Annotated in this window: 8 protein-coding genes and 1 pseudogene; 4 read left to right on the plus strand and 5 right to left on the minus strand. The window is 71.4% G+C overall.

Annotation, left to right across the window (positions count from 1 at the left end; genetic code table 11):
* Positions 1 to 151 precede the first annotated feature (151 nt).
* The gene (locus tag ACWEQO_RS32905; RefSeq protein WP_361462168.1) at positions 152 to 2,317 is read left to right on the plus strand and encodes a RecQ family ATP-dependent DNA helicase; all 2,166 of its coding nucleotides are present in this window, start codon (positions 152 to 154) and stop codon (positions 2,315 to 2,317) included.
* 223 nt (positions 2,318 to 2,540) lie between these two features.
* On the plus strand, positions 2,541 to 3,146 hold the full coding sequence (locus ACWEQO_RS32910) for a hypothetical protein (RefSeq protein ID WP_361462165.1): 606 nt from the start codon (positions 2,541 to 2,543) through the stop codon (positions 3,144 to 3,146).
* 70 nt (positions 3,147 to 3,216) lie between these two features.
* Here the strand turns inward: ACWEQO_RS32910 and ACWEQO_RS32915 are convergent, their stop codons facing one another.
* The 5 genes from ACWEQO_RS32915 to ACWEQO_RS32935 form a co-directional block, all read right to left on the minus strand.
* Positions 3,217 to 3,861 carry a hypothetical protein gene (locus tag ACWEQO_RS32915; protein WP_361462163.1) on the minus strand — a complete coding sequence of 215 codons (645 nt, stop codon included), beginning with the start codon at positions 3,859 to 3,861 and terminating at the stop codon, positions 3,217 to 3,219.
* 68 nt (positions 3,862 to 3,929) lie between these two features.
* A complete protein-coding gene (locus ACWEQO_RS32920; protein WP_452986262.1) occupies positions 3,930 to 4,631 on the minus strand; it encodes a ribonuclease HII in 702 nt (233 codons plus the stop codon).
* Positions 4,632 to 4,751: 120 nt separating this feature from the next.
* Positions 4,752 to 5,660, minus strand: coding sequence for an ADP-ribosylglycohydrolase family protein (locus tag ACWEQO_RS32925; RefSeq protein WP_361462157.1), 909 nt, complete (start codon positions 5,658 to 5,660; stop codon positions 4,752 to 4,754).
* Positions 5,650 to 6,336, minus strand: a complete 687-nt coding sequence (locus ACWEQO_RS32930) for a histidine phosphatase family protein (protein ID WP_361462154.1) — start codon at positions 6,334 to 6,336, stop codon at positions 5,650 to 5,652. Before ACWEQO_RS32930 ends, ACWEQO_RS32925 begins: the two co-directional genes overlap by 11 nt.
* A 209-nt stretch (positions 6,337 to 6,545) precedes the next feature.
* Positions 6,546 to 7,151: a YdbC family protein gene (locus tag ACWEQO_RS32935; protein WP_361462151.1), complete on the minus strand. Its 606-nt coding sequence runs from the start codon at positions 7,149 to 7,151 to the stop codon at positions 6,546 to 6,548.
* A gap of 158 nt (positions 7,152 to 7,309) precedes the next feature.
* Between ACWEQO_RS32935 and ACWEQO_RS32940 the strand changes: the two genes are divergently transcribed.
* Entirely contained in the window at positions 7,310 to 7,843 is a 534-nt protein-coding gene (locus tag ACWEQO_RS32940) for a TerD family protein (RefSeq protein ID WP_361462150.1), read from the plus strand.
* A pseudogene (locus ACWEQO_RS32945) lies at positions 7,759 to 7,974 on the plus strand (hypothetical protein); the annotation flags it as partial. The gene ACWEQO_RS32940 and the pseudogene ACWEQO_RS32945, both read left to right, overlap by 85 nt.

Raw genomic sequence — 7,974 nt, forward strand, 5'->3', positions numbered from 1 at the left:
CCCTGTGGACAACTTTCGCCGGGAACACGTCACGCACCCGGCCTGACCTGCACTTTCACTTCCGCTGCGACCCGATTACCACACTAGGTCCACCCTCGCGCCGCCCCACACCGCCGCCCGGCTGTCCTTGCCGTCCTGTTGTATGTGACTCATGGAGCACACGAACAACGCGGATCTCCGGACGGCGGCGGACGCCGTCCTCGCCCGGCTCGTCGGGGACGCCTCGGGAGAGGCCCGGCTGCGCGAGGACCAGTGGCGAGCGATCGAGGCGCTGGTCGCCGACAAGCGCCGGGCCCTGGTCGTCCAGCGCACGGGCTGGGGCAAGTCCGCGGTCTACTTCGTGGCCACCTCCCTGCTGCGGGCCCGGGGCAGCGGCCCCACGGTGATCGTCTCCCCCCTCCTGGCACTGATGCGCAACCAGGTCGAGGCCGCGGCCAGGGCCGGCGTCCACGCCCGCACCATCAACTCCTCCAACAGCGAGGAGTGGGACACCATCCAGGCCGAGATCGCCGCGGGCACGGTCGACGTCCTGCTGGTGAGTCCGGAGCGGCTGAACAACCCCGACTTCCGTGATCACGTGCTGCCCAGGCTCTCCGCCGCGACCGGGCTCCTCGTGGTGGACGAGGCGCACTGCATCTCCGACTGGGGCCACGACTTCCGCCCCGACTACCGCAGGCTGCGCACCATGCTCACCGATCTCCCGCCCGGCGTGCCCGTCCTGGCCACCACCGCCACCGCCAACGCCCGGGTGACCGCCGACGTCGCGGAGCAGCTCGGCACGGGAGGCACCTCGGACGCCCTGGTGCTGCGCGGTCCGCTGGACCGGGAGAGCCTGAGTCTGAGTGTGCTGCGCCTGCCGGACGCCGCGCACCGGATGGCCTGGCTCGCCGATCACCTCGACGACCTGCCGGGCTCCGGGATCGTCTACACCCTCACCGTGGCAGCCGCCGAGGAGGTGACCGCCTTCCTTCGGCAGCGCGGTCACACCGTCGCCTCGTACACCGGCAAGACGGAGAACGCGGAACGGCAGCAGGCGGAGGAGGACCTGCTCGCCAACAAGGTGAAGGCCCTGGTCGCCACCTCCGCCCTCGGTATGGGCTTCGACAAGCCGGACCTGGGATTCGTGGTCCACCTCGGCTCACCGTCCTCTCCCATCTCCTACTACCAGCAGGTCGGCCGCGCCGGCCGCGGGGTGCGCCACGCCGAAGTCCTGCTCCTTCCGGGCAAGGAGGACGAGGCGATCTGGACCTACTTCGCGTCCCTCGCCTTCCCCCCGGAGGAACTGGTGCGCCGCACACTCGACGTCCTCGCCCGCGCGGACCGGCCCATGTCGTTGCCCGCCCTCGAGCCCCTGGTCGAACTGCGCCGCTCCCGGCTGGAGACCATGCTCAAGGTCCTCGATGTGGACGGGGCGGTGCGACGGGTCAAGGGAGGCTGGACGGCGACCGGTCAGCCCTGGACGTACGACGCCGAGCGGTACGCGTGGGTGGCCCGCCAACGGGCGGCCGAACAGCAGGCGATGCGCGAGTACGCGACGACCGCGGACTGCCGGATGGAGTTCCTGCAGCGCCAGTTGGACGACGCGGGCGCGAAACCCTGCGGCCGCTGCGACAACTGCGCGGGCGCGCGCTACCTCCCCGAGGCCTCCTCCACCTCGCTCGAGGCGGCCCGCGTGGATCTCGGCCGGGCGGGGGTGGAGGTGGAGCCGCGGCGTATGTGGCCCACCGGGCTTCCGGCGATCGGCATGGACCTCAAGGGGCGCATCCCGGCCGGGGAACAGAGCGCTCAGGGCCGGGCGTTGGGGCGTCTGTCGGACATCGGCTGGGGCAACCGGCTGCGCCCGCTGTTCGCACCCCAGGCCCCGGACGGGCCCGTGCCCGACGACGTGGCGAAGGCCGTGGTGGAGGTGCTGGCCGACTGGGCCAAGGGGCCCGGCGGCTGGGCCTCGGGAGCGCCGGACGCCCAGCCCCGGCCGGTCGGTGTGGTCACCCTCCCCTCCCGGACCCGTCCCGCCCTGATCCACTCGCTGGGAGCGCACATCGCGGAGGTCGGACGCCTGCCCCTGCTGGGTTCCGTGCAGTACACGGACGAGGCCCGGCCGGCCTCCCGGAGCAACAGCGCGCAGCGCCTGAAGGCCCTCGACGGGGCGCTGGCCGTCCCCGCCCCTCTCGCCGCGGCCCTCGCCGAGGCCCGGGGGCCGGTGTTTCTGGTGGACGACCACACGGAGACGGGCTGGACCCTCGCGGTCACGGCACGCCTGCTCCGGCGGGCCGGCGCCGGGGGGGTGCTGCCTCTGGTACTGGCCGTCCAGGGCTGACGCTCCGCGGGGGCCGCACCCGGCCCACCGGCAGGGATATAAGCCTCTGATCATGAGATACCGGTCTCCCCGCGTGATTGCTCGTTGCCGCATCCAGGTTCGACGGGAAGAATCGAGGTCCGCACCCGCACGGTTCTTCCGCCGATCAGGTTGGGCTCTGTTGCGTGCGCGCTCCCCGAAATCCGCCCCCGCCCGCAGTCCGGGCGTAGCCGAAGGGAGGACCGTGACCTTCGGATTCGCTTCGTCCTCGGCCGCATCACCGTCGATGTCCGCCACTCGTGTACTCGAACCCGCGGAGTGGGCTGCCGCGGGAATTCCGCTGCTGCGCAACCCTCGTGAGGTCGTCAGCGGTCTGCACGCCCGGCATCGTCCGGGGCCGACGACCGCGGTCGTCGCCGTGCTCGACCCGGACGAGCGACTGCGGGCGAGCGCTTCGTTCGTCCGCCGCCCCGCCCCGGCGGACGGTTGGATGTTCCGCAACGCGCTGCTGTCCCAGTTGCGTCGGATCATCCCGCACGATCTGCGGCGCCGCACCCCGGTGCGTACCGCCGTGCTGCTCTACTGCCGTGACGGCGACGCGCGTTGGACGGAGGAGGACGGCGCGTGGATGTGGGGGCTGCGGGACGCCTGCACGCTGCACGGCCTGCGCTGCGGGGCGTACATCACGCTGACCCGTGACGGCTGGCAGGTGCTCGGCGAGGGGCGCGGTGGACGCCGGCCCACCGCCGATTCGGCGCCGGAGCCGTTCGCCACGGCCGAGGCGCCGCCGCGAATACCGCGCACCGGCGGTGTCGCGTCCGAGGTCCTGCGCCGTGCGGCGGCACGCTGAGAGCCGATGAGCCGACGAGGCCCCGGAACCGGGACCTGGCGCCCGTGCCGGCGGGCGCCAGGGCGTCGGCTCAAACGCTCGGGCTCATCACCGAGTTGATCCGCTTCGGGTCACCGCAGACGATCAGCAGAGCGGTGGCCCTGGTGTGGGCGACGGACAGGGCCGACGCGGTCACCGACTCGGAGCCGCCGTTGACGGCGACCACGACGACGGGCCGCTTCCCGGCGCGCTCCGCACCGGCGACGTCCGTGTGGAAGACGTCGTCACCGGCGTCGTGCAGAGCCCAGTAGGACGCTTCGCCGAAGGACAGCTCGTGGGCGGCCCACGGGTGCGGCTCACCGGTGGTGATCACCAGTACGTCGCCCGGGGCACGGCCCGAGTCCAGCAGCAGGTCCACGGCTTCCTCGGCGGCGTCGAGCGCCCCCTGGACCGAGGCCGGAATGAGCTGGATCCGGGTGCCGTTCGCGGCAGCGGCGGCCGGCTTCGAAGCAGCCGGCTTCGGGGGGACGGGTCCGGCTGCCGCGGTGGCGTCGCGCGGCGTGCGTTGCGCCGGGGGCGCCGGCCGGGCCGGGCCGGGACGACCGGGACGCGGCGGAGCCACGGGGCGGGGACCGGGTACGGGGCGAGGGGTCGGCGCGGTACGGCTGCTGGCCGGAGTGGCGCGGGGACCCTGGGCACTCTCGTGAATCTGAGGCTCCTCGGGAATGAGAGGCATGGGCTGATTTTTATCAAACATTGGTACGGCTCGCGCCGCCGGGTGGTACATGAGTGCGAACGAAACCGTCAGAAGTCGAAGCCGAGCTGGCCCTCGACCTCCGGAACGCTTCCGTCCGCCCAGCCGCGGACCTTCTTGAGATGCCGCCACTGGGGCAGCGCATCAAGATACGCCCACGACAACCGGTGGTAGGGAGTGGGTCCCCGGACCTCCAGCGCGGCCCTGTGCACGGGTGACGGATACCCGGCGTTGTCCGCAAAACCGAAGTCTGCATGGTCGGCACCCAGTTCGGCCATCATTTTGTCGCGGTGCACCTTGGCGATCACCGAGGCCGCCGCGACCGCCACGCACGACTGGTCGCCCTTGATCACGGTTCGGACCCGCCAGGGCGCCCCGAGATAGTCGTGCTTGCCGTCGAGTATCACCGCGTCCGGCCGGACCGGCAGCGCCTCGAGCGCGCGTACCGCCGCCAGCCGCAGCGCGGCCGTCATCCCCAGCTGATCGATCTCCTCGTGGGACGCGTGTCCCAGGGCGTACGAGGTCACCCAACTCCTCAGCGTCCGGTCGAGTTCGGCGCGCCGCTTGACGGTGAGGAGTTTGGAGTCGGTGAGGCCTTCGGGGGGCCGACGCAGTCCGGTGATCGCCGCGCAGACGGTGACGGGACCGGCCCAGGCGCCGCGCCCCACCTCGTCGACACCTGCGACGATCTTCGCCCCGGTCGTGGCGCGGAGAGAGCGCTCGACGGTGTGAGTCGGTGGTTGGTACGGCATGGCGCCCTTAGCGTACGCCGCCCGGAACGGCCCGCGACACCCAGGTTCCCCGAACGACGCCACGGCCCACGGCGCCCCGGTCCGGGAGCCGCTCGGCCGGCACGGAACCGCATGCGTGAATCACCGGGCGCGGGGCACCCAGCCCGGCAGTGCCTCGACCCGCTCGGCCCACCCGGAGGGCGGCGCCCCGGCCTTCCCCGCCGCGACCACCCCGCCCACGATGGCGCACGTCGTGTCCATGTCTCCGCCCGCCTGGGCCGTCGTCCAGAACGCCTGCTCGTAGTCGCCCAGGGACCGCGCGGCCGACCAGAGCGCGAAGGGAACGGTGTCGTGGGCCGTCGTACGCCGTCCGCAGCCGAGGACGGCGGCCACGGTGGCCACGTCACCGAAGTCGAGCATGTCCCGGGCCCGGCGCAGTCCCGCACCGACCGCGCTCCTCTTGGGCACCAGTGCGACGACCCCGTCGAGGAGGGCTTCCGGAGTGGGCGTCCTCCCGGGGGCGGCGGCGAGCGCGGCCGCCGCGGCGACGGCCATCGCGCCGACCACGGCCTCACGATGCTGGTGGGTGGGGTAGGCCGAGACCTCGGCCTGGTGGACGGCCTGCTCCGGATCGTCCGCGTACCAGGCACCCAGCGGTGCGATGCGCATCGCCGCCCCGTTGCCCCAGGAACCCTGGCCGTCGAAGAGCCCGGCGGCGAGCTCCCGCCAGTCGCCGCCCTCACGGACCAGCCGCAGCAGCCGGCCGACCGCGGGCCCGTAGCCCCGGTCGAAGTCGTGGCGCCCGGCGAAGGACTGCACGAGGGCCTCCTGGTCGATCCGCTGGTGAGCGGCCAGGACGGCGACGACCGAGCAGGCCATCTCCGTGTCGTCCGTCCACTGCCAGCGGCCCGGGGGCAGCTCACGGCGCATGAGCAGCGGATAGTTCCCCGGAACGAAGAACTGCGAGCCCAGCGCGTCCCCCACCGACAGTCCGCGCAGGCCTGCCAGGGCGCGCTCCAGGCGCCCGGCGAAGGAGAAGTCAGCGGTCATCGCCCTGCCACTCTATCCGGTGGGTGATCCCATACGGTTCCGGTTCCCGCCAGCGTTCGAAAGGCCGGTCGAGCGCGTACTTGCCGTCCTCGCCCAGAACGAGCATCCGCATCTCGGCGTTCTCCGGGTTCGACAGGGACTCGAACTCCGCCACCGTCCAGTGGAACCACCGCATGCAGAACAGCCGCATGGCCAGACCGTGCGTCACTATGAGGACGTTCGGCGGATGGTCGGGAGCCTCGAAACTACGGAAGAGGCTCTCCAGGAAGCCGTCGACCCGGTCGTAGACGTCGGCGCCGGACTCTCCCTGGGCGAAGCGGAAGAAGAAGTGGCCGTACGCGTCCCGGCGTTCCTTCTGCAGGCGTACGTCCTTCTGGTCCTGCCAGTTCCCCCAGTCCTGCTCGCGCAGTCTCGGCTCCTCACGCACCCGTATGAGCCCCGGGTCGAGGCCGAAGGCGTCCAGCGTCTGGTGCGTACGGCGGTAGGGGGAGACGTACACGCTGACGCGCTCGTGGCCGAACAGGTCGCGCAACCGCTCACCCGTCTCCTCCGCCTGCCGCCGGCCCCGCTCGGTCAGGGCCAGCGCGTGATCGGGTTCGCGTTCATAAACGGAGTCGTCAACATTGCCCGTTGATTCACCGTGCCGGACAAGGACGATGCGCCGTGGTCGTGCCATGCCGAAACCCTAGAACGGGTGGCGAGCGGCCGAGCACCCGTCCGCACCCGTACGGCACAGGTCACACATTTCCTGCGCCACGGACAGCCTCGCGACCCGCACCCCACAGGGCACACAAGCCACATGACTCACATGTGCCGCACACGTCACATGTACTGCATGTATCGCACGTATCGCATAAAGGGCGACGCGCTCGGTGTGCGTGGCCGTCAGACCGTCCAGACCGGCTCCATGTCGACGACGTCCCCCGTCAGGGCCGCTATGTCGGCCTCCGTCTGCGCCCTCAGGGCGAGACGTTCCACGCGCTCGGTGCGGTACTTGCCGTGCTCGGCCGCGGACCACCACATCGACAGCACCAGGAACTCGTTGCCGGGGGCCTCACCGAACAGACCTCGGACCATGCCGGGCGAACCCGCCATCGCCGGGTTCCAGACCTTCTCGTGCATCAGCACGAAGTGCTCCGCCCGCTCCTCGTGGACCCGGCACAGCGCCACTCTCAGCAGGTCCACGTCCGTGAAACGCGGTTCGAAGCCCGTCTTCACGTCGAAGCGGTGGTCGAAGAGCCGGACCTGGGCGTCCTTGAAGGTGCCCGCCTGAGCCGAGGCGAGCCGGTCATGGGAACGCGCCATGAACGAGTCGTAGAAGGCGCGGCTCTCCCAGAAGGAGAAGATGTGCGCCACATCCTGCCGTGCACGGCTCCATCCTCCGCCCTGTCCGCGAAATCCCGGCTCCCCCAGAAGCCCCGCCCACTTCCGCTGTCCCCGTTCGAACCCCCGGCGGTCCACCACGGTGCAGCGAGTCCACTTGACCAGCACCGCGCCATCGTAAGGCCGCGGAGCGTGGCGTTGGTCACCCTCGTCCGGACTACTTCACCGCACTTACCCGGTCGAACATGACAGGATGGACAACCTGCCGGAGTCGCCCGGCAGTTGGGCTGAAAGGGCAGGATGGTCGCGCAGGGAAGGGGACATGGGTGAACGGCGTCAACAAGGGCATCGACAAGGTCGAGATCGCGCTGAGGTGGGACCCCAGTCCCGCAGGACAACCGTCCACCGATCTCGATCTCGTCGCCGCGCCCTACCCGGCAAGCGATCCACACGGCGATCCCTCCTATGTGGTGCACTTCGACAGCCGCTCCCCCGACGGCACCATCACGCTGAACCGGGACAGCAGGGACGGTTTGGGCTTCGGCTTCGACGAGGTCATGACGCTGGAGCTGAACCGGCTCGACCCGCGGTACGCGCGCGTGGTGGTCGGCGTCGTCATCCAGCAGCATCAGACGCCGCGGACCTTCTCCGGCGTGGCTCACCCCGGTCTGCGCATCCGCCAGGGGTACACCGTCCTGGCCGAGGACGACTTCGGCGGCGTCCCGGGGGCCACGGCGGCCGTCGTCGCCGAGTTCACCCGCGACGAGACCGGCGCATGGGACTTCCGCCCCGGCGTCGAGGGCTTCCTGGACGACCCGGTGACGTTCGCCCGCGCGATGGGGGCGATCCGCCGGGCGTGACCCGCGCCCTCGGGAGAGAAAACGGAGGAGTGGGGTGCCGGGACGAACTGGGCGAGTGGCTGGCCGCCGCGCAGTCCGCGGTGCCGGTGCGGCCGGTCGAACGGCCGCGGGTCGTCCTCGTCGCCGGTGAC

The sequence above is a fragment of the Streptomyces sp. NPDC004051 genome, assembly GCF_053604275.1.